This window comes from Amycolatopsis dendrobii (assembly GCF_014145675.1).
GTDB classification, from domain to species: Bacteria; Actinomycetota; Actinomycetes; order Mycobacteriales; family Pseudonocardiaceae; genus Amycolatopsis; species Amycolatopsis dendrobii.
On record NZ_JACGZW010000010.1, the window covers coordinates 21,315 to 45,149 of the forward strand.

Annotated in this window: 17 protein-coding genes and 2 tRNA genes; 10 read left to right on the forward strand and 9 right to left on the reverse strand. The window is 69.9% G+C overall.

Annotated features, from left to right (window positions below):
* The first annotated feature begins 104 nt into the window (after positions 1–104).
* Complete coding sequence (locus tag H4281_RS28325; RefSeq protein WP_220508015.1) at positions 105–1,226, forward strand: CaiB/BaiF CoA transferase family protein; 1,122 nt, start codon at positions 105–107, stop codon at positions 1,224–1,226.
* Complete coding sequence (locus tag H4281_RS28330) at positions 1,223–2,413, forward strand: acyl-CoA dehydrogenase family protein (RefSeq protein ID WP_182893964.1); 1,191 nt, start codon at positions 1,223–1,225, stop codon at positions 2,411–2,413. Before H4281_RS28325 ends, H4281_RS28330 begins: the two co-directional genes overlap by 4 nt.
* Here H4281_RS28330 and H4281_RS28335 read toward each other — a convergent pair.
* The 4 genes from H4281_RS28335 to H4281_RS28350 form a co-directional block, all read right to left on the reverse strand.
* Positions 2,380–3,570 carry an MFS transporter gene (locus H4281_RS28335; protein ID WP_182893965.1) on the reverse strand — a complete coding sequence of 397 codons (1,191 nt, stop codon included), beginning with the start codon at positions 3,568–3,570 and terminating at the stop codon, positions 2,380–2,382. The two genes, H4281_RS28330 and H4281_RS28335, sit on opposite strands and share 34 nt — an antisense overlap.
* A complete protein-coding gene (locus tag H4281_RS28340) occupies positions 3,567–4,043 on the reverse strand; it encodes a carboxymuconolactone decarboxylase family protein (protein ID WP_182893966.1) in 477 nt (158 codons plus the stop codon). The genes H4281_RS28335 and H4281_RS28340 overlap by 4 nt, the downstream gene beginning before the upstream one ends.
* Positions 4,044–4,091: 48 nt before the next feature.
* Positions 4,092–5,477 (reverse strand): MocR-like pyridoxine biosynthesis transcription factor PdxR, encoded by a 1,386-nt coding sequence (pdxR, locus tag H4281_RS28345; RefSeq protein ID WP_182893967.1) that lies wholly within the window; start codon positions 5,475–5,477, stop codon positions 4,092–4,094.
* A gap of 144 nt (positions 5,478–5,621) precedes the next feature.
* Positions 5,622–7,757, reverse strand: a complete 2,136-nt coding sequence (locus H4281_RS28350) for a phosphocholine-specific phospholipase C (RefSeq protein ID WP_182893968.1) — start codon at positions 7,755–7,757, stop codon at positions 5,622–5,624.
* Positions 7,758–8,092: 335 nt separating this feature from the next.
* Here H4281_RS28350 and H4281_RS28355 point away from each other — a divergent pair, with 335 nt between their 5' ends.
* The 5 genes from H4281_RS28355 to H4281_RS28375 all read left to right on the forward strand — a co-directional run bounded on the left by H4281_RS28355 (position 8,093) and on the right by H4281_RS28375 (position 15,182).
* Entirely contained in the window at positions 8,093–8,629 is a 537-nt protein-coding gene (locus tag H4281_RS28355) for a YbaB/EbfC family nucleoid-associated protein (RefSeq protein WP_182893969.1), read from the forward strand.
* Positions 8,630–8,633: 4 nt separating this feature from the next.
* Positions 8,634–8,966 (forward strand): type VII secretion target, encoded by a 333-nt coding sequence (locus H4281_RS28360; protein WP_037814125.1) that lies wholly within the window; start codon positions 8,634–8,636, stop codon positions 8,964–8,966.
* Positions 8,963–13,447, forward strand: a complete 4,485-nt coding sequence (locus H4281_RS28365) for a DUF6531 domain-containing protein (protein WP_182893970.1) — start codon at positions 8,963–8,965, stop codon at positions 13,445–13,447. The genes H4281_RS28360 and H4281_RS28365 overlap by 4 nt, the downstream gene beginning before the upstream one ends.
* Positions 13,444–14,043, forward strand: a complete 600-nt coding sequence (locus H4281_RS28370) for a hypothetical protein (RefSeq protein WP_220507987.1) — start codon at positions 13,444–13,446, stop codon at positions 14,041–14,043. The genes H4281_RS28365 and H4281_RS28370 overlap by 4 nt, the downstream gene beginning before the upstream one ends.
* A gap of 596 nt (positions 14,044–14,639) precedes the next feature.
* On the forward strand, positions 14,640–15,182 hold the full coding sequence (locus H4281_RS28375) for a hypothetical protein (RefSeq protein WP_182894325.1): 543 nt from the start codon (positions 14,640–14,642) through the stop codon (positions 15,180–15,182).
* 197 nt (positions 15,183–15,379) lie between these two features.
* On the opposite strand, the gene H4281_RS28380 is transcribed toward H4281_RS28375, so the two are convergent.
* The 3 genes from H4281_RS28380 to H4281_RS28390 all read right to left on the reverse strand — a co-directional run bounded on the left by H4281_RS28380 (position 15,380) and on the right by H4281_RS28390 (position 16,825).
* Positions 15,380–15,451: transfer RNA gene (locus H4281_RS28380), tRNA-Val, on the reverse strand.
* 34 nt (positions 15,452–15,485) lie between these two features.
* A tRNA-Val gene (locus tag H4281_RS28385) sits at positions 15,486–15,557 on the reverse strand.
* 83 nt (positions 15,558–15,640) lie between these two features.
* Complete coding sequence (locus tag H4281_RS28390) at positions 15,641–16,825, reverse strand: sigma-54-dependent transcriptional regulator family protein (protein ID WP_182894326.1); 1,185 nt, start codon at positions 16,823–16,825, stop codon at positions 15,641–15,643.
* A gap of 161 nt (positions 16,826–16,986) precedes the next feature.
* Between H4281_RS28390 and H4281_RS28395 the strand changes: the two genes are divergently transcribed.
* Positions 16,987–18,804, forward strand: coding sequence for an NAD(P)/FAD-dependent oxidoreductase (locus H4281_RS28395; RefSeq protein WP_182893971.1), 1,818 nt, complete (start codon positions 16,987–16,989; stop codon positions 18,802–18,804).
* Between the two features lie 157 nt (positions 18,805–18,961).
* Positions 18,962–20,464, forward strand: coding sequence for a class I adenylate-forming enzyme family protein (locus H4281_RS28400; RefSeq protein WP_182893972.1), 1,503 nt, complete (start codon positions 18,962–18,964; stop codon positions 20,462–20,464).
* A gap of 103 nt (positions 20,465–20,567) precedes the next feature.
* Here H4281_RS28400 and H4281_RS28405 read toward each other — a convergent pair whose 3' ends face one another.
* Positions 20,568–21,977, reverse strand: coding sequence for an aminotransferase-like domain-containing protein (locus tag H4281_RS28405; RefSeq protein WP_182893973.1), 1,410 nt, complete (start codon positions 21,975–21,977; stop codon positions 20,568–20,570).
* Between H4281_RS28405 and H4281_RS28410 the strand changes: the two genes are divergently transcribed.
* Complete coding sequence (locus H4281_RS28410; protein WP_182893974.1) at positions 21,976–22,896, forward strand: DMT family transporter; 921 nt, start codon at positions 21,976–21,978, stop codon at positions 22,894–22,896. The genes H4281_RS28405 and H4281_RS28410 overlap by 2 nt on opposite strands.
* On the opposite strand, the gene H4281_RS28415 is transcribed toward H4281_RS28410, so the two are convergent.
* Positions 22,893–23,819: an ankyrin repeat domain-containing protein gene (locus H4281_RS28415; protein ID WP_220507988.1), complete on the reverse strand. Its 927-nt coding sequence runs from the start codon at positions 23,817–23,819 to the stop codon at positions 22,893–22,895. The genes H4281_RS28410 and H4281_RS28415 overlap by 4 nt on opposite strands.
* Between the last annotated feature and the right edge of the window lie 16 nt (positions 23,820–23,835).

The following is a 23,835-nucleotide window of genomic DNA, read 5'->3' on the forward strand; positions in this document are numbered from 1 at the left end:
GTGCTTTCTCTCCTCGGGTGATCGGGAACTCTACCCGGACCTGCGGGTTGCGTAAATACGTATTTTGATGCCAGTATGCGTAGCGAGGAGGTGCGCTCGTGAGCATGCCACTGGACGGTGTCGTCGTCGCGGACTTCAGCCGGGTGCTGGCCGGTCCGCTGGCGTGCGTGAACCTGGCCGACCTCGGTGCCACGGTGATCAAGGTCGAACGGCCCGGCTCCGGGGACGACACCCGCGGCTGGGGACCGCCGTGGACCGCGCACTCCAGCTCGTACTTCGAATGCGCCAACCGGTCCAAGCAGTCGGTGGTGCTCGACCTCGGCGATCCGGGCGACCTGGTGCTGGCGCGCGAACTCGCCCAACGCGCCGACGTGCTCGTGGAGAACTTCCGCTCCGGCGCCCTGCGGCGGCGCGGGCTCGACTACGAATCCGTCCGCGTGGGTAATCCCGGCATCGTGTACTGCTCGGTTTCCGGCTTCGGCGGCGACGCGGACCTGCCCGGCTACGACTTCCTCGTGCAGGCGATGGGCGGCCTGATGAGCGTCACCGGCACCGACGAACCGGCGAAGGTCGGCGTCGCGCTCGTCGACGTGCTCGCCGCGAAGGACGCCACCATCGGCATTCTCGCCGCGTTGCGGGCCCGCGAGCAGAGCGGACGCGGGCAGCGGGTCGAGGTGAATCTGCTGTCCAGTTTGCTCGGTTCGATGGCCAACCAAGCGTCCTCGTATCTCACGACCGGACGCGCGCCGCGCCGGATGGGCAACTCGCATCCGTCGATCGCGCCGTACGAAACGTTGCGCTGCAAGGACGACGTGCTCGCGTTGGCCTGCGGCAACGACGGCCAGTTCCGCCGGCTCGCCGAGGTGCTGGGCGTTCCGGAACTGGCCGACGACGAGCGGTTCGCGACCAATGCCGAACGCGTGCACAACCGTCCGGAGCTGCGAGCCGCGCTCGAACAGCGGCTCGGCGCCGACACCGTGGAGGCGTGGGCGGCTCGGTTGACCGAGGCGGGCGTGCCCGCCGGTCCGGTCGGCGATCTCGCGGACGGGTTCAAGCTCGCGGAATCGCTCGGTCTCGCGCCCACCGTGCCGGTCGGCGACTCGCCGCCCCAGGTCCGTCACCCGATCGGCTATTCGGAGACGCCGGTCGCCCGCTACACCGCCCCGCCCCGGCTGGGGCAGCACAGCGACGAGATTCGCCGCTGGCTCGCAGAGGAGAAGAAATGAGCGCCACGAAGTCCCTGCCGCCGCTGGATCCGCGCGACCCCGCCGGGCTCGGCGACCTGTTCACCGAAGACGAGAAGGCGATCGCGGACGCGGTCCGCCGGGTCTGCGCCGACCGGATCGACCCGTACGTCGGCGACTGGTTCGAGCGCGGCGAACTGCCCGACGTCCGCGGCCTCGCCAAGGACCTCGGCTCGCTCGGGGTGCTCGGCATGCACCTGGAGGGCTACGGCTGCGCCGGGATGTCGGCGACCGAGTACGGGCTCGCCTGCTTGGAACTGGAGGCGAGCGACTCGGGCATCCGCTCGCTGGTGTCGGTGCAGGGATCGCTCGCGATGTTCGCGATCTGGAAGTGGGGTTCGGAGGAGCAGAAGCAGCAATGGCTGCCGTCGATGGCGGCTGGCGAGGCGATCGGCTGCTTCGGGCTGACCGAACCGGACGCGGGCTCGGACCCGGCCAGCATGCGCACCCGCGCGCGGCGCGACGGCGACGACTGGGTCCTCGACGGCCGGAAGATGTGGATCACCAACGGAAGCGTCGCCGACGTCGCCGTAGTGTGGGCGCAGACCGACAAGGGCGTGCGCGGTTTCGTAGTGCCCACCGACACGCCGGGCTTCTCGGCGCCGGAGATCAAACACAAGCTGTCGTTGCGCGCTTCGATCACCAGCGAACTCGTTCTGGACGGCGTGCGGCTGCCCGCGGACGCGGTGCTGCCGGAGGTCACCGGGCTGAAGGGACCGTTGAGCTGTCTTAACGAAGCCCGCTTCGGCATCGTGTGGGGTTCGGTCGGCGCGGCGCGTTCGTGCTTGCAGGCGGCGATGTCCTACGCCGAGGACCGCACGCAGTTCGGGAAGCCGATCTCCGCGTTCCAGCTGACGCAGCAGAAACTTGTCGACATGACGCTCGAGTACACGAAGGCGTTGCTGCTCGCGATCCACTTGGGACGGCGCAAGGACGCCGGGGTGCTGCGGCCGGAGCAGGTCAGCATGGGCAAGCTGAACAACGTCCGCGAGGCGATCGAGATCTGCCGCACCGCCCGTACGATCCTCGGTGCGAACGGGATTTCGCTGGAGTACCCGGTGATCCGGCACATGAACAACCTCGAATCGGTGCTGACCTACGAGGGCACCGTCGAGATGCACACGCTCGTGGTGGGTCAGGCGATCACCGGGCAGTCGGCTTTCCGCTGAGGTTTCCGCCGAGGGACGGCCATGGCCGCCAGCGCGGCGGCCGCGGCCAGCATTCCGAGCCCGGCGAGCGTCCAGCCGAGGAAGCCGAATGTCAGCACGAGCGGGACCAGCACGATCGGTCCGGTGATGCGGGCGAGCGCGGTGCTGGTGGCGAACAGTGCCTGGTATTGGCCCTGATGTCCTTCGGGGGCAAGGCTGAACGCGAGGTGCCAGGCACCGGCGGAGGCGGTCGTTTCGGCGAGGGTGAGCAGAAGCGCGCCGACTAGCGCCAGAACCACCGGGTGTGCGGAAGCGCCGAGCGAGCCGAAGACAGAGCAGGCGGCGATCAGGAAGATTCCGGCTATCGCAAGGGATCGGCGTGCTGTACGGGCGTCGCGGACCTGTCGGCTGATCGGCAGCTGGAGGAGTACGACGAGGACGGTGTTGGCCAGCAGCACCACCGCGGATGTCCATTGTGGAGCAGAACTGCGGGTGACTATCCACAGTGGAAGCGTGACGCTGAGGATCGGCATGGTCAGCTGGGTGACCGCGGCTAGCACCGTCAGGGTGACGTAGCGGCGGTCACGCAGGGCTGGCCAGCCGGTTTGGCGTTCGGCGGGTGCGTCCGGCCCGGCGTGCAGGTACAGCGCGGTGGCGAAAACGAACAATCCGGCGTCGACGAGGAAAACGGTGACCGCGTTGGTTCCGGCGGCCAGGACGAGTGCGCCGATGCCGGAGCCCGCGCCGATGCCGATGTTGACGGCGGTGTGCAGCAGCGCGCGGGCCCGGACACGGCCTTCGGGAGCCACCACGGTCGCGACGACGGCTTGGCGGCCCGCCGCGAGCGCGCTCTGCCCGCAGGCGAAGAGCGCGCACGCGGCGATGTACAGCGGAACAGTGTGCGCGACGGCGAACAGCAGCAGGCCCGCGACCGCAGCGGCGGTTGCCGCGGCGAGTGCGCGGCGGGCGCCGATCCGGTCCAGCAGCGTCCCGAACGGAACGGTGGTGGTCAGGCTCGTCGCGGCGCCGAGCGACAGCCCGAGCGCCACGATTCCCGCCGGCAGGCCGACCCTGATGGTGAAGTGGACGGCGGACACGGCCAGCACCGCGCCGTCGCCCGCCGAGGTCAGGGCTTGTGCGGTGGCGAGCCGCCGGATCGCCGTGCGCGCGCTGGTCATGCCGGGCTGACCGACCAGCAGCGGGTCGTCACGCCGACCGTGTTCCACATGTTGATCGCGGTGATGAGCGCGATCACCGCCGCCGCGCCTTCCTCGCCGAGTGCCTTGACCGCCTCGGAAACGGTCGACTCGGGCACATGCGTTTCGGACAGGCGCGTGACGTCCTCGGTGAGCGCGAACGCGGCCCGCTCGGCTGCGGTGAACAGGCCGGATTCCGCCCAGACGGCGAGCGCGTCGACCCGCTGAGCCGTGACGCCTTCCTTGCGCGCGGCCTGCGAGTGCATGTCGACGCAGTACGCGCAGCCGTTGATCTGGGACGCGCGGAGGCGGACCAGTTCGCGCAGGGCCGGGTCGATGCCGGCGTGGTCGAGCTGCTGGGTGGCGGCGTCGTCCAAAGTGCTCATCGCACGGGAGAAAATCGGGGCCAGAGCGTCGAAATCGAGGCGCTGGGGGATGGGGATCGTCGTGGTCATGGACCTAGATTAGGTCGCGAATGGACCGGGTTCCCGGCCAATCTGACGCTAGTAACTCAGACCATTTGCCAGCGCGTCGGCGGCCAAGGAGAGGGCGCGGGCGGCGCGGGCGGACGACACCGCGCCGTATCCGATGACGACCCCGGCGCGGTCCGGGTCGCCGCCGGGTGCGCGGTAGCCGGCGAGTCCTTCGAGGGCGACGCCGAACTGGCGGGCGGCGGCGAGGGTGCGTTCTTCGGCGGCGGTGTCCGGGAGTTCGACCAGGCATTGCAGACCCGCGGCGAGACCGCCGGGCCGCAGGTCCGGGGTGCGTTCGGCGAGGAGCCGGGCGAACAGTTCGCGACGCGTCCGGAACGTGGCCCGGCGTCGGCGGACGGCGCGGTCGTACTCGTGGGAATCGAGGAAACGGGCGAGGACCTGCTGGTGCAGGCCGCTGGGCGTGACGCCGCTGAGGTTCCGCTGCCGGAGCAGTTCGGGGAGGAGATCGGGCGGGGCCACGGCCCAGGCGACGCCGACGGCCGGGGCGAGCGCTTTGCTCGACGTGCCCAGGTACACGACTCGATCCGGCGCGAGGGCTTGGAGCGCGCCGATACTGCGGCGGTCGTAGCGGAATTCGCCGTCGTAGTCGTCTTCCAGGATCAGCGCGTCGCGGGCGTTCGCCCATTCGACGGCGGCTCGGCGGCGTTCCGGGGAGAGCGGGACCCCGGTCGGGAATTGGTGGGCTGGAGTGAGGAAGACCGCGTCGGCCTTCGTGCCGGCGAGGTCCGCGCCTTCCGCGTCGACAGGGATCGCGACGATGTCCAACCCGGACTCGGCGATGATGCGCCGGTGCCGCTCGTGCCCGTACTCCTCGACGGCGATCCGCTTGCCGCCGCGGGCGCGAATACTGCGGCAGGTCAACGAAAGCAGGTCGCCGAAGCCGCTGCCGATCACGATGTCCCCCGCGGTGACGCCGCGCGTGCGGGCCAGGTATCCGGCGAGGGTGTCGCGGAGTTCGGGCACTCCCTCGGGCGGTGCGTAGGCGAACGCGGAGACCGGCATTTCCGACAGCGCCCGCCGGGTTTGCGCGCTCCATTGGCTGCGCGGGAAGTCTCCGGCGTCGGCGAGGCCGCCGCGCAATTCGTATTCCGGCGGCGATTGTTGTTGCTTGGCAGCTGGTTGCGCCTGCCGCGGGAAGCCGGCGATCCACGTTCCGGCGCCGACGCGGCTTTCCAGCCAGCCTTCGGCGGCGAGTCGCGAGTAGACCTCGGAGACGGTGCTGCGGGCGATGCCGAGGTCGGTGGCGAGTGCGCGCGAGGCGGGCAGCCGGGTGCCCACCGGGAGACGGCCGTCGACGACCGCGGCGCGCAAAGCCGTTTCGAGCGCGTGCGCTGGGCGGGTGGTGGACACGGGCAGGTAGAGGTCGAGCCCGTCGGCCGCCGATGCGCGCTTCATGCGCCGGACTTTAGCCGCTTCGTCAGCGGAGAGCCTGCGCGATCCGCCCGCGCCGCTATCGACGTAACAATCGGGACGCGGAAACGCCCGGCCAGGACTGCCCGGCCGGGCGTTTCCGTTATGCGCGAACGTGTTCCGCAGTGATCATCGCCGCGGACCCGGGTCGCTGAAGCTCGGTCGGCCGGTCTCGTTGTGCCCGGCGAACCGGCGCAGGTAGCCCGGCGCGGCGGGGTCGGTCAGCGAGATGTCGAACCAGCCGAACGCGGACGCCGTTTCGCACGGCACCCGGCGGGTTTCGCCCGGGCCGAGCACGATCGTGCGGGCGGCACCACGGCTGTAATCGTTGCGCAGCTTCACTTTCCGACGCTGTCGGCCCGGGTTCGTGACGGTCAGGGTCAGCAGCGGGGCACCGTAATTGTTCGTGGACACCGACACCTCGGGTTCGGTGGTGTCCGCGGTAGTGCCAGTGAACTGCGCTAGGTAACCGTTCGCGCCGGTCACGCGCAGGTCGTAGTTGCCGTGCTCGTCGGTGCCTGGCGCGCCTTCCCAAGTGTCGGTGAGGGTGTCGTGCGCGGCGACCGTGTAGCGGCGGGGCGAGTCGCCGTGCGCGTAGACGTAGAAGTGCGCGCCCACGGTGCCGTCGTTGGTGAACCGCACCGAAACCGAGTGCCCGTCACGGTTCCCGGCGAGCGCGGTGGTGAACCGGTACGGCAGCGCCCGCGCGGGACGGACGCCCGGCTCCTGCTTCGGCATCGCCTGCGGCAGCTTCACCGAGAACGGCTGGTTCTTGCTCGGCAGCGGGGCGGGCGTGGGGGTGACGACCGGTTTGGTCTGCGGGCGGGAGAAGTCGAACGCCGAGGTGAGGTCGCCGCAGACGGACCGGCGCCAGGCGCTGATGTTCGGCTCCGCCACGCCGAACCGGGCTTCCAGGAAGCGCAGCACCGACGTGTGGTCGAAGGTTTCCGAGCAGACCCAGCCGCCGCGCGACCACGGCGACACGACGAACATCGGCACCCGGGAACCGAGTCCGGCCGGGTGCTTGCCGGCCAGCCGGTGGCCGCTCGGGCCGGTTCCGGTGCTCGGGCGCAGCTTGTCGAAGTCGAGGAACTCGTCGGCGAGGCTGGCCGAGAGCGTCCGCGACACGAGGCCGTCCGTGCCCGGCTGGTTCAGCAGCGGCGGCATCGGCGGGACGACGTGGTCGAACAGGCCGTCGTTCTCGTCGTAGTTGACGAAGAAGACGGTCTTGCTCCACACCTCGGGGTTCGAGACCAGCGCGTCGAGGACGAGGTTCAGGTAGTACGCGCCGTCGCTGGCGGACGCCGCCGCGTGCTCGCTGTACTTGTACGGCGGGACGATCCAGGTGACCTGCGGCAGCTTCCCGGCCTGCACGTCGGCGCGGAACTCCTTGAGCGTGTGCGTCGAGACGCCCTGCTCGACCAGCGGGCCGGAAGCGCCCTCCTGCGGGTGGTACTGCGCGAAAAACTCGAGGGAGTTGTCCGTGTAGTTGTCCGTCGGCTCGCCCGGGATGCCGCTGCCGCCCTGGTAAAGCTTCCAGGTGACGCCGGCCTTCTGCAGCCGCTCGGGGTAGGTGGTCCAGGTGTAGCCGTTGGTGTTCGCGCGCTCGTCCAGACCGGGGCCGTTCGGCTTGGCGCCGAGCCGGTTCTGCGTGTCGATGGTGCCCGACCAGAGCATGATCCGGTTTGGCGCGGTGTCGGCGGGAACCGAGCAGTGGTAGGCGTCGCAGATGGTGAACGCCTCGGCCAGCGCGTAGTGGTAAGGCAGCTCGGAACGCTGCTGGTAGCACATGGTGAACACGTCCTGCTTCTCGTTCACCCAGCCGTCATAGCGTCCGCCGTTCCAGAGCGGCTCGCCGCTGCCCCAGCTGTGGTCGGTGCCGGCGATGTGCTCGCTGGTGCGCAGGGCGTCGAGCGGGAACGGCAGCACGTACTCGGCGTCGTCGGGAAGGCCCCGGCCGTTGTAGCGGGAGGTGCGCGTCTTCGCCGGCGGCTGGTAGAACACCGGCCGCCCGTTGGGCAGCAGGTGCGGCCGCGGGTCGCCGTAGCCGCGCACGCCGCGCATGGTGCCGAAGTAGTGGTCGAAGGACCGGTTCTCCTGCATGAGGACGACGACGTGCTCGACGTCCTCGATGGTCCCCGACCGGCGGGCCGGTTCGACCGCGAGCGCCTTTCCGATCGACCCGGGCAGCAGCCCGCCTGCCGCCGCTCCGGCGAGCGATGCGCCCGCCATGCCCAGAAAGTTCCGGCGACTCGTACCCGCCATGGTGCGTTCCTCCACGTGTTCACGGCGAGACAGCGGTCGCCCGGAGTTACCGGCCGCCGCTCGCCCGGGGGAGAGCATGAACGAGCCGAGTGTCCCGGATCTGGCGCGCGGGTGAATACTTCCGGTTCGCCGCGACCGCGCCGGATCCCGGCAATCCGGACGCCGCCCGCCCGTCATGCCGAGGGGCCGGTTGCCGGGCATTCCGGGCAAACGGCGAGTTAACCGCTCATAACGGCTCGGCTATTCGAGCTAACTTGCCTTGCGCGAACCGTGTGCCTCGAACGCCGGTGGTTTCCTCTGGTGGGTCCGAAAACGGGGGAACGGGGGATGCGGGGATGAGCGATCCGCTGTCCGGTGACGCCGGCGACGCGGCGGCGCGCGTGGACCGGATGGTGGCTGAGGCGAAGCAGAAAGCCCAGCGGTATCAAGCGATGCAGGCGGCGGTCGGGCAGGTCTCGGTGACCGAGACAGGCAAGGACGGTCTGGTCACGGTCACGGTCGACTCCGCGGGGAACGTGACCGATCTGCGGATCACCGATCAGGTCCGGGAGTGCTCCGGCGCACAGGTCGCCGCGGCGGTGCTGACGACTTTGCGGCGCGCGCAGGCGCGGTTGCCGGACCGGCTCGGCGAGGTCATGGCGGAGACGATCGGCGACGACCGGCAGACGATGGACACGATCGTCGGCAACTACCGGGCCAGGTTTCCCGAGCCGGAGCCGGAGGAACCGGACCCCGGGGAGGACCGCAACGTCCGGAATCTCGGCGGCATCGAAGAAGAATCCGCGCCGAAGCCGTCTCCGGTGCGCAGGCCGCCCGGCGACTCCGACGACGGCGACGACGGCTTCGGCCAGTCCTTCATGACACGGGGATGATCCGATGGCAGGTGACGGTTCCGGCGGCTACGAGGTCCATCCGGACGATCTCGCCAAGCACGCGCAAGCGGTGGAGCAGGTCGGCAAAACGCTGGGGCAGGCGTTGGCGGCGGCGGAGCAGGTGACGGTGGGGGTGCAGGCGTACGGCCTGATCACCGGGCCGTTGTTCGTGCCGATCGTGCTCGCGGTGAGCGCGCCGGGGCTGGCGACGCTGGCGTTGGCGCAGCAAGCGATGGGCCAGGTGGCGCACACGGTGAACCAGGCCGTGACGACGTATCAGACCGCTGAGCAGAACCACACGCAGACCATCAACGGCCTCGGGAAGAAGCTCTCGTGAGCAACCCGTTGGTGGCGCAGCGGCAGGACTCGACCACCTGGCACAGCGGGATCAACGTCCTCGACGACGCCGCGGGCGTGTACGACGGGGTGCAGTCCGGTTCGTGGATCGAAGGCGGGATCGCCGCCCTCGGCACCGGACTGGACATGCTGACCATCGCGATGAACCCGGTCGGCACGCTGATCTCCTACGGGCTGAACTGGCTGATCGAGCACGTCAAACCGTTGCAGGACGCGCTGAACCAGCTGGCCGGCGACGGCGACCAGATCTCGGCGTACTCGCAGACGTGGAAGAACGTCGGCCAGGCCACGCAGCAGGCGGCGAAGGACCTCGCCGCGACCGTGCAGAAGGACACCGCGAACTGGAAGGGCGCGGCGGCCGACGCGTACCGGGCCAATATCGGGAAGAAGATCGACCACATCAACGCCGCCGCGACGTGCGCGAACACGATCAGCACGGTGGTGGAGGTCGTCGGCGTGATCACCGCCGCGGTGCGCTGCCTGGTCCGCGACATGATCACCCAGGCGGTCGGCGACTTCATCCAGGACGCGCTGGAGGAGGTGTGCTCGCTCGGGCTCGGCACGCCGGTCGTGGTGGCGCAGGTGGTCGAGCAGGTGTCGGCGTGGCTGGAGAAGATCGGCGCGCTGATCAAGAAGCTGATCAACTCGGTCGAGAAGCTGCGGCCGCTGATGTCGAAGCTCGAAGAGATCTTCGCGTCGATCAAGAAGGTGCTGGCCGAACTCCACGGCGGACGGGGCGAAGCCGGCGACGCGACCCATGTGTCGTCGGCCGAGGATCCGCACACCTCCCCGCACGGCAAGGAACCCGGCGCCGACGGAACGCAGGCCGCGCACGCCGACGATCCCGCTGCCGCGCCGGACGGGCACACCTCGCCGAGCGAGGCGCGCCCCGGCAACCCGGACGGCGAAGGCTCGGTGCACGAGAACGGCGAGCCGCGCAAGGACGGCCGCTCCAACGACGGGAAATGCGAGGGCGGCGACCCGATCGACCTGGCCACCGGCGACATGCTGATGGTGCAGACCGACGTCGAACTGCCCGGCGCGCTGCCGCTCGTGGTGACCAGGGCGCACCTGTCCTCCTACCGCGCCGGCCGGTTCTTCGGTCCGTCCTGGGCCTCGACGCTGGACGAGCGGCTCGAGTCGGACGGCACGCGGATCTGGTACGCCGCCCCGGACGGCGTGCTGCTGGCGTACCCGGTCCCGCCCGAGGACGGTTCGCCGGTGCTGCCGGAGGAAGGCGCGCGGTGGCCGCTGGCGCGCACGCCGGACGGCGGCTACGCGATCACCTGCCCGGAACTCCGCCGCACGCTGAGTTTCTCGCCCTCGCACCAGGCCGGCGCGATCACCGTGCTGCCGCTCGCGTCGATCGCCGACCGCAACGGCGACCGGATCGACGTCGACCGCGACGAGAACGGCGTCCCGACTCTGCTGCGGCATTCGGGCGGGTACCGGATCGCGGTGGACAGCGGCAACGGGCTGGTGACCGGGCTTCGCCTGCTCGGCCCGGACGCCGGGGCCGGGATCGACCTGGTGCGCTACCGCTACGACGACGCGGGCCGGCTGGCCGAGATCCTCAACTCCTCCGGCCTTCCGGTCCGGTTCGAGTACGACAGCCACGGGCGGGTGGTCAAGTGGACCGACCGCAACGACCGTTGGTACGCCTACGTTTTCGACGAACTCGGCCGCTGCGTCCGCACCGACGGCACCGGCGGCGCGCTGGCCTGTTCCATCGGCTACGACTCGGCGTCCCGGACGACGACCTACACCGATTCGCTGGGACAGGTCACCACCTACCACTTCAACGACGCGTGGCAGCTCGTCCGCGCGGTCGATCCCTTGGGCCACACCGTCGTCACCGAGCGGGACCGGTACGACCGGCTGCTGTCGCGCACCGATCCGCTCGGGCAGACGACGCGGTTCCGCTACGACGAGGACGGCAGGCTGATCGCCGTCACCGACCCGGACGGCCGGACCACGACCGCCGAGTACGACAGCGACGGCCAGCCGGTCGTGCTGACTGGGCCGGACGGGGCGGTGTGGCGCAACGAGTACGACGAACGCGGCAATCTCGCCGCCGTCACCGATCCCGCGGGAGCGCTCACCCGGTACCACCTCGACAGCCGCGGGCATCCGGCCGGGCTGACCGACGCGCTCGGCCAGACCCGCCGCGTCGAATCCGACGCGGCGGGCCAACCGGTCGCGGTCACGGATTTTCTCGGTGCGACCACCCGCTACACCCGGGACGTGTTCGGCCGGATCAGCACGGTCACCGATCCGCTCGGCGGGATCACCCGGTTCTCCTGGACGGTCGAAGGCAAACTGCTGTCGTGCACGCAGCCGGACGGGACCACCGAACACTGGCGGTACGACGGCGAGGGCAACGAGATTGCTTACGTCGACGCGCTCGGCCAGACCATCCGCACCGAGTACACCTTTTTCGACTCGCCGTCCGCGAAGATCGACGTCGACGGGTCCCGGCTGGAATTCGCGTACGACACCGAACTGCGCCTGCGGTCGGTCACCGGCGCCGGCGGCCGGGTGTGGCGGTACGACTACGACGCGGCGGGCAACCTGGTTTCGGAGACCGACTTCGGCGGGCGGACGTCGTCCTATGCGTACGATCCGGCCCGCCAGCTGATCGCGCGGACGAACGGAGCGGGCGAAGTCATGACGTTCCGCCACGACGCGCGGGGGAACGTCATCGAGAAGAGCGTCGGCGGCCGAGTCACGACGTATGAGTTCGACGCGGCCGATCAGCTGATCCGGGCGGCCGGGCCGGATGCCGAACTGGTCCTCGAGCGGGACGCGCTCGGCCGGGTGCTCAGGGAAAGCTGCAACGGCCGGGCCGTCGAATCGGTGTACGACCTGCTCGGCAGGCGGATCCTGCGCGTGACCCCGGCCGGGGTGCGGACTGGCTGCGAGTACAACGGGAACGACCAGCCGGTGGTGGTCCGCACCGACGGCCACACGGTCCGGCTCAGCTACGACGCGGCCGGTCGCGAGGTCCGCCGTCAGCTCGGCGGCGGCGCGATGGTGAACCAGAGCTGGGATGCGAACCATCGCCTCGTCGGGCAGCAGGTGACCGACGCCTCCGCCCGGTCGCGTCAGCGGCGCGCCTACCACTACCGCGCGGACAGCGTCGTCACCAGTATTCAGGACCAGCTCGCCGGCACCCGGCAGTACGACCTGGACCGTTGGGGACGCGTCACCGCGGTGCGCGGGGCCGGATGGACGGAACGCTACGCCTACAACGAATTCGGCGATGTCAGCAGCGCCGAGTGGCCGGATCAGGACCCTGCCCCGCAGGGCGGTCGCGAATACGCGGGCGTCGTCCTTCGCCGCGGCGGCGCCGTGCATTACCGGCACGACGCGCAGGGCCGGATCGTCGAACGTTCCAGCCGCACGCTGTCCGGGCAGCGGCGGGTGTGGAGCTACACCTGGGATTCCGACGACCGGCTGACCGGCGTGACGACCCCGGACGGGACCAGGTGGCGCTACCGGCACGACCCGCTCGGGCGGCGGATCGCCAAGGAACGGCTCGGCCCGGACGGCGTGAGCGTGGCCGAAGAAACCGTTTTCGCCTGGGACGGCGTGCATCTCGTCGAACAGAGCACTCGTGCCGTCGACCGTCCGGACGTGACGACCACGACCTGGGACCGCGACGGGGTGCGTCCGGTGAGCCAGGTCGAACGCCGGACGGCGGCGGACGCTCCGCAACATGTGGTGGACGAACGGTTTTTCGCGATCGTCACCGATTTGCTCGGCACTCCCACCGAACTGGTCGACGAGAGCGGCGCCGTCGCGTGGCACGCGCGGCGCACCGTGTGGGGCGTCACCAGCCGGGCCCCGGACTCGACCACGGACACGCCGCTGCGGTTCCCCGGGCAGTACTTCGATCCCGAAACCGGCTGGCACTACAACTACTTCCGGCATTACGACCCGGCCACCGCGGAGTACACCAGCGCCGACCCGCTCGGCCTCGCCGGCGGTCCGAACCAGCGTTCGTACGCGATCAACCCGATGGCGTGGCTGGACTATCTCGGATTGCTGACGTGCAAGCAGAACGCCGCGATCCTGCGCAACAACATGGCGGCCGAGGGGCGCGCGCCCGCGCCGGGGGAGGCGGCGGCGCACATCGTCCCGTCGGGCGGGACCAAGAACCAGTGGGCGTGGGGCGCGAAGAGCCGGGATCTGCTGGACGCGCACAAGGTCGACATCAACGACCCGGCGAACGGCATTCCGCTGGGGCATCCGACGCCGCACAACTACACGCACCGCGGCGGGTTCCACGAGAAGGTCTACAACCGGCTGCAGGGCGTCGTCGCACAGGGCCAGGCGCGCGGCCTCAGCCAGACCGCGATCGGCGGGCTGCTGCGGAACGAGTTGCGCGGCATCGGGAAATCGGTGCTGGGCGAGCTTTCCAGCGGAGCGCCGGGGCCTGGGGCATACTGGACGGCGTGATGGCCGACATCCCACGTGGCCGGGCGGTGTGCCGCCTGCTGCCGAGCGTGAGCGAAGCCCGCGGGGAGTATCGCGCGCTGACCATCGGGGGCGAACTGACGAAGGTCGTCCGCTGGATGCTGTCGGGCTCTCCGGACGATTATCCGCGCGGGATCGTCGCGGAGTGGGTCGGCGACCCGGGCTGGCGGCCGGTCGAGTTCTCGCCGGGCGCGGACGAGGCCCCGATCGTCGGCCGCGGCGTCGCCGACGAGTTCCGCGCCGATTTCGAGGCTTCCGGAAGCTTGCTGCCGCTCATTGTCGACGGCAAGGAAAGCGACGAGTGGTTCCTCTTTCTCGTCGAGCAGGTCGTCGACTGCCTGGATCTCGGCGAGTCGTCCGAGCCGGAATGGGACGGGGTGATCCGGAAATCGGTGTTCCGCCCCGACGCGGTGCCCTCCGGCCTCCCGGTTTTCCGGGTTCCGCAGTCGACCAAGCTCTACTGGAACGAATGGGCGGCCGACCGCCTGCGGACCCTGGCCGCTCCCGACGTGGAAACCCGCCTCATCTGGTCGGCGGACCCCACCAGAACCCCGCACCCCGACCCCTGGAGCTTCTGACCAGCCAGAAACACCCGGCTCAACCGAGGCCGGAACGGAAACGTCCGCCCCACCCCATGCCGGCAATGCCAGGGGCTTGCGCCACGCCGATGCCGCCGGCGACCGTCCACAAGAGACGTCAGCGGTGCCGAAATGCCTGATTGATGGCCAGCTGACTGATGCTTGAGGTCCGTGAAGGACTCCTGTGCGGACTTGGATTTCAAGGCCGGGGACTCGGGGCGGTGTTGCGGGTGCGTTCGAGCCGTGTCCGCTCAGGCCGAAGGTGCCGCTGGCCTGGTACGCGGGATGTGCGGTCAAGGCACCGTCAGGAGGGGATGAATCAGGCATTTCGGTGGCGGTGGCGCCTCGTGTGGACGGTCGGCGAGACTGCGGCCACGCGGCTTATTGTAAGTCCCGGGCATTGGCAGCAGCGGTCCGTGAAGGAGCCCTTCACGGACCACTGGCCCCGCCTCCCGTCTCGGCTGCCTGCGGTCCAGGGTCGCCGCTCGCCCTGCGCAACATGGAGTTTCGGTTTTGCCGCGGCGGGCCGGGGAAACCGTCCGGACGGCCCGGCCGGATCGCTGACCAGGTCGCCGAGCAGCGCGCCCGGCCAAAGGATGTACGAAGTGACGACACTGCGAGCCGACCTGACCGCCTTGTTCGCGGCCGCCGAGTTGACCGACGTGGAAGTCGACGCCGCGATCGCGGACGAGCACGTCCGTTCCGCCGCCTACCGCCGGGTCATCGCGGCGGACAGCACCGACCCTCGAGAGCTGGCCGCAGTGCTGGCACGGGACCCGGAACCGCTGACAGCCAAGACCGCAATGGTGAACCTGCTCGACCACATCGCAGAAAAAACCGCAGACCCGGCCAAATTCCAGCAGCAGGCGGCAGACATCGTCACCGAAGCAGACCGCCTAGCAGCGTCAACCGACCGCGACTTCGTCCGCCAACGAATACGAGACTGGCAACTGTGGCTGGACACCGAAAACGGCCAGCCCCCGGACGCCGCCGCCCTGTCCGCCGCGAGCGACTGGATGCAGCGACGCCTAGCCGATTTCTCCGCGTCGCCTCAGACCCTCGCCCTGCTAGCCGGCCACGCCCGCACGAAGAAAACCCGCCACACCGCCGCAACCAAAACAAACCCCCGCAACCCCTGACCCCAGCACCCCAAACCCGGCACCGACAAGACCACGCACTACCGGCACCGACAAGACCGACGGAACCACGCACTGTGGGGGGTCCGGGGGGCGAAGGCCCCTCCGGGCGGGGCCTGGGGGTTGCACCCCCAGAAAACACCGCGAGGCGAGGAAGGCCCGCGCATTGTGCGGGCATACCTCGCCTCGAGATCCGAGCGTGGGCGATACTGGGATCGAACCAGTGACCTCTTCGGTGTGAACGAAGCGCTCTCCCCCTGAGCTAATCGCCCGTTGTGCAACGCACCAGCCTGGGGTGGACTGGAGTGCGCGATACTGGGATTGAACCAGTGACCTCTTCCGTGTCAGGGAAGCGCTCTCCCGCTGAGCTAATCGCGCTTGCTGCTGTGCAACGTGTCGTAAACATTAGCGGACGCCTCGGCGACGCCGCACGGGGGGCCCGGTTTACCGGACTTCGCTGGTCACTGTCCTGCGTGGACAGTCATGCGCACGCCTTCGGCCAGGCGGTAGGGGCGGGTGTCGACGATGGCTCCCAGGAGGCGGCGCAGGCGGGACACCTCGGCGCGGACGGTCACGAGGTGTTCGGCGTCTCCGTAGAGGGCGTGGCTCAGCGCGACCGCGGACAGTCCGTCGCGGCCGGCCTTTTCCAGGCGGACCAGGATTTCCGCGTGTCGTCTGGTGATCGGGCGGCGCCAGCCGGTGTCGCCTGCTCGGAGGCTCAGCAGGGGAGCGGGCGTGAGGTCCAGGTCGAGCCGGACGGTGCGGGCGGTGTCGGCGGGGCGGACGAGCCAGCCGTCGGCGATGGGTTCGGGGAGGCAGGCTCCCAGGCCGGGGACGGCGACTACCTGGCCTGCTTGGGGGGCGGCGATGCGTTCGCCCGCGGAGACGCCCACGCTGTGCGCGACCCAGCCGTCCTCGTCCACGACCAGGGCGGGGCCGGAGGCGAGGACAGGTTCAGCCATTTGGCGCAGTCGTTCGAGGCGCTGGCGGTGGGTGCGCCACAGTTCGGATTCGGCAAGGCGCTTGCCGGTTTCGACCAGGGCGCCGATGGCGGGGTGCAGGGTGAGCGCGGGGCCGCTGACGTCGATGACGCCGAGGAGTTCGCCGGTGCGCGGGTCGTGGATCGGCGAGGCGGTGCAGTACCACGGGTGCTGGTTCTGTTCGAAGTGTTCGCCGGCGAGCAGTTCGATCGGGGCGGCTTCGGCGAGCGCGGTGCCGATCGCGTTCGTGCCGACGCGGGATTCGGTCCATTCGGAGCCTTCGACGAAGCCCAGCGTGTCCGCCTTGCGCCGGACGGCGGACGAGCCTTCGCGCCACAGGATGATGCCGTCGGCGTCGGTGACTACCAGCAGCATGTGCGCGGAATCGGAGGTCGCGCCGACGACCTGGCGGAGGTCTTCGATGACGTGCCGCAGCGGGGAGCCGTGCCTGCGGCGTTCGACCTCGTCGCCGGGCACCGAATCGCGGGCGTTCATCCCGTCGGCGGTGAGGCCGAGGCTCAGCACGCGGGACCAGGAACGCGAGACCAGCGGACGCGGCGGCACCGCGGGACGGCTGCCGCCGATGACCGCCTCGTGCATGCGGACCAGGTCGCGGGCGTGAGTGGGCAGGTTGCGGCCCGGAGGCACCGCACTGTGCACCACCACAGTCACCTCCCGCACCGTCGCGTCAGCCGCCCAGCATAGGTGACCTGCACCGATGTTTCCACGCTCCAGGCGCGTGCAACTCGCTGCAACCCTTGCCGGGCGCCTGCGCCGGGGAGTGTGATCGGCGCTACACCCACGACAGCGACGTCCGAGGAGTAGCGATGACACAGACAGTCGACCGGATCGCGGAGGCGAGTACGCCGCAGGCCCGGGTCGAGGACTGGCTGGCCCGGTTCGAGGCCGCGCTGGCCGCCCGCGACATCGAGGCTGCCTCGGCGTTGTTCGCCGTCGATTCCTATTGGCGCGACTTGGTTTCGTTCACCTGGAACCTCAAGACCGTCGAGGGCCGGGACGGGGTCGCGGGTCTGCTCGGCGGCTGCCTGGAGACGACCGATCCAAGCGGCTTCCGCACCAGTGAACCGGCCACCGAGGCCGACGGCGTCACCGAGGCGTGGATCGAGTTCGAGACCGCCGCCGGACGCGCGAAAGGGCATCTGCGGCTGAAGGACGAAGGCGCGTGGACGCTGCTCACCAGCCTGCGCGAGCTGAAGGGCTTCGAGGAGTCGCAGCGGGAACGGCGGCCCAAGGGCGTCGAGCACGGCGTGGTCCGCGGCCGCCGGTCGTGGGCGGAGAAACGGGCCGAGGAGCAGGAGACGCTCGGCTACGGCCGGCAGCCCTACGTCGTCGTGATCGGCGGCGGGCAGGGCGGGATCGCGCTCGGCGCCCGGCTGCGCCAGCTCGGCGTGCCGTCGCTGGTGGTGGAGCGCAACGACCGGCCCGGCGATTCGTGGCGCAAGCGGTACAAGAACCTCTGCCTGCACGACCCGGTCTGGTACGACCACCTGCCTTACCTGCCGTTCCCGGAGAACTGGCCGGTGTTCGCGCCGAAGGACAAGATCGCCGACTGGCTCGAGATGTACACGCGGCTGATGGAGGTGCCCTACTGGACGCGGTCGGCGGTCACCTCGGCGGTGTGGGACGACGACGCGAAGCAGTGGCACGTCACGGTGGACCGCGACGGCGAGCAGGTAATCCTCACGCCGCGGCACGTCGTGTTCGCGACCGGGATGTCCGGAAAGCCGAATCTGCCGTCGTTCCCCGGCATGGACGAGTTCGAGGGCGACCAGCACCACTCGTCGCAGCACCCCGGCCCGGACGCGTACGCGGGCAAGAAGGCGGTCGTCGTCGGGTCGAACAACTCGGCGCACGACATCTGCGCGGCGCTGTGGGAGCACGGCGCGGACGTGACGATGGTGCAGCGCTCGTCCACGCACATCGTGAAGTCGGATTCGCTGATGGACCTCGGCCTCGGCGACCTGTACTCGGAGCGCGCGCTCGCCGCGGGCGTCACCACCGAGAAGGCCGACCTGATCTTCGCGTCGATCCCGTACCGGATCATGCCGGAGTTCCAGATCCCGGTGTACCAAGCGATCCGCGAACGCGACGCGGACTTCTACGCCCGGCTCGAAGCGGCGGGCTTCGAGCACGACTGGGGCGACGACGGTTCCGGCCTGTTCCTGAAGTACCTGCGCCGCGGTTCCGGCTACTACATCGACGTGGGCGCGTCGGAACTCGTCGCGAACGGCAGCATCAAGCTCGCGCACGGCCAGGTCGACCACCTGACCGCGAACTCGGTGGTGCTTTCGAACGGCGCCGAACTGGAAGCCGACGTGGTCGTCTACGCGACCGGCTACGGCTCGATGAACGGCTGGGTCGCCGACCTGGTCGGCCAGGAGACCGCGGACAAGGTCGGCAAATGCTGGGGCCTCGGCTCGGAGACGACGAAGGACCCCGGTCCGTGGGAGGGCGAGCAGCGCAACATGTGGAAGCCCACCCAGCAGGAGGGATTGTGGTTCCACGGCGGGAATCTGCACCAGTCGCGGCACTACTCGCTGTATCTCGCTTTGCAGCTCAAGGCGCGCTTCGAGGGCCTTGAGACGCCGGTGTACGGGCTGCAGGAGGTGCATCACCTGTCTTGAGCATCGCGGGAAATCCGGTGGCCGTCCCGGGCGGTCACCGGATTTCCCGCCCGCGACCCGGAGCGTTTCACGGTCTACCATCCGGCCTGTGGCCGGAAAGGTCGTCGCGGATCAGCTCGGCTTCCTCGCCGTCCACCTGACCCAGTGAGGACGAGCGATGACGCGTATTCACGACCTGCTCCGCACCGCCCCGGCGGGCGCCGTCGGCTGGACGGCCGGTTCCCGGGATCTCCGGTTCGCCGAGATGGACGCCTGGTCGGACCGGATCGCCGCCGATTTCCTGCGGCGGGGCGTGCGGCGCGGCGACCGGATCGCGGTCAACGGGCGCACGACGCCGGAGTGGCTGGCGGTGTACTTCGCGGCCGCGAAGATCGGCGCGGCGGTCGTCGGATTGAGTCCCCGGTACCGGGAAACCGAATTCGCGCACATCCTCGGCGATTCCGGCGCGCGTCTCGTGGTCACCGAACCTTCGGCGGGCGACGTCGATTTCCTTGCCCTGCTGGGAAACCTCGCGCTGCCGGGCGTTTCCGTGGCGACTTTCGCCGAAGTGGGCACAGCGGAGCCGGACACCGAGGCGTTGGCCGCGGCTTCGGCGGCGGTCGAGAAGGACGACCCGGTGATGATCATTTACACCTCCGGCACCACCGGCCGTCCCAAAGGCGCGACGCTGACTCATCGCGGCCAGCTGGCGTCCGCCGCCGCGGAAGCCGATCACCTGCAGTTGAGCGCCGACGACGTGCTGCCGGTGGCCGTTCCGCTGAACCACGTCAGCGGCATCACCTGCTGCGTCCTGTCCGCGTTGGTCGCGCGCAGCCGGACGGTGCTGTTGCCGTCCTTCGACGCCGGTGCCGCCGCTGACCTGTTCCGGACGGCCGGTCTGACGATGTGGGTCGGCGTGCCGACGATGCATACGCTGCTGCTGAACCACGAGCGTTTCGCCGGTATCGACACTTCCGCGATCCGCGTAGTCGTCACCGGTGGCGCGAACGCGGAACCTGCTTTGCTGCAACGCCTTACGGCCGCGTTCCCGAAGGCGACAGTGATGAATCTGTACGGGCTGAGCGAGGTATCCGGTGCTGTCGTGATGACGCCGTGGAATGCCAGTACAGAAGCGACTGAACGCTCGATCGGCGTCCCTTTCCCCGGGGTGGAAGCGAAAATCGCGTCTCCGTCCGGAGAAGCGCTGCCAGCAGGCGAAACCGGCGAACTGCTGTTCCGGACTCCGTCGATCATGGCTGGTTATCACAATCTGCCGGCCGAAACCGCCGCGGCGCTCGACGCGGACGGCTGGCTGCACACCGGCGACATGGCCCGCGCGGACGAGGACGGCTACCTGACGCTGCACGGCCGCGCCAAGGACATGTTCGTCCAAGGCGGATTCAACATTTATCCGGTCGAGGTGGAGAACGTCCTCGCCGCGCATCCCGGGGTGCTGCTGGCCGCCGGGGTCGGCGTGCCCGATCCGGTGCTGGGGGAGATCGGCCGGTATTACGTGGTCCCGGCGCCGGGTTCGGCGGTCACCGAGGCGGAGCTGAGGGAGTTCTGCGCGGCGCAGGTGGCTGATTACAAGGTTCCTCGGCAGATCGTGGTGCGGGACAGCCTGCCGCTGACGCCGTCCGGGAAGGTGCAGAAAGCGGCCCTGCGCGCGGAAAACGGCTAGTGGCCTGACGAAACGGGCCGCTGTCGGCATCGCGCGCCGGGCCAATCGGAGCAGAGACGGCCTCGGAGCCGCTGAGTCCACCCGCGCTGCTGAGAAACCTTGATCAGGCGTTCGCCAGGACCGCCTCCTGGATCACCCGGGCGGCGTCGGCGAACGCGTCCGGGTTCGGTCCGGCGTAGTTGAGCCGGATGAACCGTCCGGTCGGCTCGGCGGGGAACCATTCGTCGCCAGGGCCGATGACGACTCCGGCGGACTCGCAATCGCGGACCACGCGCGCCAGGTCGACCGTTCCGGGCAGGCGCGCCCAGAGGTTCAGCCCGCCCTGCGGCACGGATTCCGCCCGCACCGCGGGCGCGTGTTCGCGGAGGCCGGCGAGCAGCAGGTCGCGGCGGGTCTTGAGCTGCTGCCGGACCCGGCGCAGGTGGGTGCGCCAGGCAGGCTGGGTCACGACGTCGAGCGCGACGGTTTGCAGCACGGTGCTGACGTACATCGATTCCGCCAGTGTGTCGACGAGAATCCGGTCGCGCGCCGGGCCGCGGGCGATCAGCGCGGCGACGCGGATCGCGGGGGAGACGCTCTTGGTGAGGGAGCGGAGGTAGACCACGTGGCCGTCGTCGTCGCGGCCCGCGAGCGGCTGCGGTTCCGCGGTGATGCCGAAATCGTGCGCGGAATCGTCCTCGATCAGGAAAGCGCCGTGCCGGCGGACGGTGTCGAGGACGCGGCCGGCCAGGTCGGGCTGCCACAGCGCGCCGGTCGGGCTGGCGAAACTGGGCTGCGCGTAGAAGGCCCGCGCGCCGGTCTGCTCGAACGTCCTGGCCAGTGCGCCGGGATCCGGTCCGTTCGGGCCGCTCGGCACCGGAACCACCGCGACGCCCGCTTTCGTCGCCGCGAGGATCGCGCCCCAGTACGTCGGAGACTCCAGCAGCAGCGGCTGTCCCGGGCCGACCAGCGCGCGGAACGCGGTGACCAGGCCGCTCTGGCTGCCCGGGGTGATCACGACGTCCCGCGGGGTCACCGGGGCGATTCCGGCCGGGGTCGTCGCGCGCAGTTCCGCGGCGAACCAGGCCTGCAGTTCGGGAACGCCCGCGGTCGGCGGCCGTCCGACCAGCGCGGCTGTGCGCGCGGCCCGGGAGAACGCGCTCCGGACGAGACGCTCCGGAAGCAGCTCCGGGTCAGGATAGCCGGAATGAAGCGCTACTGAGCCAGTGGAGACCGACTGCAGCGACGCGGGCTGTTTGAGCGGTCCGCGCCCGGGGGTGCCCAGCGCCGCGGTCTGCCAGCCGTAGTCGCCGGACCCGGTGGCGGGCGCGGCGCGGACGAATGTGCCGACTCCCGGCAGACTCTCCACCAGGCCTTGGGAAGACAGGCTGCGCAGTGCTTTCTGGACAGTCACCGGACTGGCCGAATAACGCGCTACCAGCTCCCGCGACGAGGGCAGCTTCGCTCCCGCCGGGGCGGTGGCGATCCACTCGCGCAGTGTCGAAGCGATCCGGGAGCTGCTATCGTCGGACATGAAACTGAAGGATAGCGCTACTCTCCAGGCGGCACCGGCGCTACCCCGGGCCGGGCTCTGGTGGGGCCTGGTCGGTGTCGTGGCTTTCTCGTTCACCGTGCCGTTCACCCGGGTCGCGGTGGAAAACGGCGGCCTCTCGCCGATGTTCATCGGCTCCGCGCGAGCAGCGGTCGCCGCGGTGCTCGCGAGCGTCGCGCTGATCGCCACCAGACAACGACTTCCGCGCGGCACCCAGTGGTTCCGTCTCGCCGTCGTCGCCGGCGGAGTGGTGATCGGGTTTCCGATGCTGACCTCGTACGCGCTCACCACAGCCTCCGCCAGCCACGGCGCCGTCGTCATCGCGCTGCTCCCCGCCGCGACAGCGGTCGTAGCGGTGCTCCGCACCCGCGAACGGCCACCCGCGACTTTCTGGGCCCTCGCCGCCGTCGGTGCCGTCGCGGCGATCGGCTTCGCCGTCCTGCAAGGCGGTGGCTTCAGTGGACTGCAATGGTCGGACGCGCTGTTCTTCGGCGCAGTACTGGCCGCCGCGGTCGGCTACGCGGAGGGCGGGCTGCTCGCGCGGGAATTGGGTGCCTGGCAAACGGTTTCGTGGGCGCTGGTGGTGGCTTCGCCGTTGATGGTCGCGTTGACCGTCGTGTCGGTGTCGAGCCACCCTCCACATGCGACAGCGGGCGAGTGGGCCGCTTTCGCCTATTTGGCGGTGGTGAGCATGTATCTGGGCTTCTTCGCGTGGTACCGCGGGCTGGGACTCGGGCCGATGACTCAGGTCAGCCAGGTGCAGTTGGTGCAGCCGGTGCTGAATCTGCTGTGGGCAACGGTGTTCCTCGGCGAGGAACTGACCTGGCAGACCATTCTGGGCGGACTGGCCGTGCTCGGCTGCGCGGGGAGCGCGGTGCGGGTGCGGACTGCTCGCGGTTAGTTCCGGTAGTCGCGGTCAGGAATCCGGATCCAGACGTCGGGCGGCCCGGTGACCGAGCGGTTGTCAGCGGGCCGCAGCCCCGCGTACGCGAAGCAGTAGGCGAGTGCGTGGCCCGTATAGAGCGAAGCCAGGAGCACGTCGCCGTCTTCGTCGGGCTCGCCGCCGGGGTGCAAGTCCCAGCCGATGATCTCGCCGTCGCGGATGATGCTGCCCTGGTTGCCGCTCTTGGGGTTGGCGTACATGCCGTAGCAGGTCGTCCCCGCGGACAAAGCCTTGGTGACGCCGGACATCTGCGGCGAGTAGCCCCAGGGCTGCGCGAGCACGCACCCGCCGGGCACATCGGTGGCCCACATGGTGTGGACGACGGCGGGATCGAAGGGATTGTCGAGCATTTCCTCGTAGTCGCCTTCGACCACCTCGGCGTCGAGCCTGCGCACCGCTTCCGCGACGTCGATGCCCGAGACGCAGGCGATGCCCAACCCCTCGTAGTACGGATCGCCGAGCGCGGCGATGAGCCGGCGGCTTTCCTCGACGGTCGCGATTTCCTCCTGCGTCAGCGAAAGGCCCGCATCGGGCAGTTCCGGGACGGGGCTCGTGAGGCTCAACCGTGCCGGTGACCAGCCCGACATCATGTCCAGCAACGGATCCGCGCCCGCGGCGACCAGGGCGCGGACATTGTCCGGCCGGTGCGCGGCCACTGCCCGCCACAGCGCGGTCCGCCCGTACGACAGCGCGTCCACGTCGTTCACCCGCCGCGCCAGTTCGGCCACGACCTCAGCGGAGCCGTGCTCCGCTGCGGCGTACAGCGGAGGATCGTAAAGAAAGCCGACGTTCGGGTCGGCGCCTTCGTCCAGCCGCGCCCGCACCTCGCCGAGATCCGTCCAGCTTCGCCAGCCGAAGCCTCTCCACCCCTCGTCACGCATGCCGGCCAGCATGCCG